At 64.1% G+C, this 1315-nt stretch carries 1 protein-coding gene; it reads right to left on the bottom strand.

Translation table 11 applies throughout. The annotated features are described in order from the left end of the window. Positions 1 to 1315: beta strand repeat-containing protein (locus tag CHB88_RS24045; protein WP_425436149.1), on the bottom strand; the 1315-nt coding region annotated here is incomplete at both ends.

The raw sequence follows: 1315 nt of genomic DNA on the forward strand, positions 1-1315 counted from the left end.
TGTCGCGGGCGGCGATGGTGCCGGTACCGCTGTTGTTGATGGTGTTGCCGCTGATTGCCAACACGTCGCCGTAGATGCGGCCGGTGTTGTTGGTGGTGCGGGCGCTGATGGTGGTATCGATGCCGTCGATGAGGCCGGTGGCGGCATTGGTGAGCGTGCCGGTGACGTTGAGGTTGACGGCCTTACTGCTGATCTCGCCGGCGTTGTGGAGATTGGTGGCATTGGCGGTCAGCGTCTGGCCGGAGGTCAGGGTGCCGGTGTTGACGAGGTTGCCGGCATTGATGGCGAGGTTTTTCTGCGCCGACAGCAAGCCGGTGTTTTCATAGTCGCCCTTGATGTTGAGGGTGACATCATTGGCGGAGGCGATGGTGCCGCCGAGATGATTGCTGGCCGTGGAAACCGTGACTGCTTTATCGCCAACCAGACTGCCCCCGTTGTTGTCGATGCTGGCAGCAGTAATATCCAGCTTCTGCGCCGCGCTGACCGTGCCGCCCTGGTTGGCGAGGCTGGTCACGCTCAGGGTGGCATCATTGGCACTGCGCACCGCACCACCCTGGTTTTCGATACTGCCGCCGGCGAGCAGGATGTCACTTGCATCGATAGTGCCGGCGATGCTGCCTTGAACCCGGTTGTCGATCGTGCCGGCGTTTAATATCAGCTTGCCGCCGGTAGCGAGGCCGCCGGCCCGGTTGTCAAGCAGGCCGGCGCTGATTCCCGCATTACCCTTCACCTGAATCGCGCCGCCCTGGTTCAGCACCGTGGCCGCCGCGATTGATGCATTGCCGTTGGAAGCGATATTGCCTGCGACGCCGGCTTGAGCGCGGTTATCCAGATCGCCGGTGGCAGAGAGCGTCAGATCGCCATGGCTGGCGATGAAGCCGGCGCGGTTGTCGATGCTGCCGGCGGTAAGCTGCAGGGCGGCTCCGGCGATGATGCCGCCGGCATTGCCGCTGTTGCTGTTCACCAGCGACCGGCCCTGCGTATCGATGCTGACATTGCCGTTGGACTGAATCAGCCCGCCTCGATTGGAGACCGCCCCGCTTTGCAGGTTGAGGGCGCCGCCCGCCACCAGGGTCGCGCCATCGTGATTGATCGTTCCCGCTTTGATGTCGATATCCTGGCCGGCGGTCAGGCCGCCCTGGCCGGAGAGGTCGCCTGTGCGCAGGCGAACAGCGCCGGCAGCTTGCAGCTTGCCGCCGTCATTGCGCAGGGCCTTACCCTGGGTGTCCACTTGCAGCGCGCCGTTGATGGCAGCAATGGTGCCGCCGGTGTTGTCAAGGCTTGCGCTGGCGATGGTGAGATCGGTCGCGGCGAG

The sequence above is a fragment of the Noviherbaspirillum humi genome, assembly GCF_900188095.1.
In the GTDB taxonomy this organism is placed as follows: Bacteria; Pseudomonadota; Gammaproteobacteria; order Burkholderiales; family Burkholderiaceae_D; genus Noviherbaspirillum; species Noviherbaspirillum humi.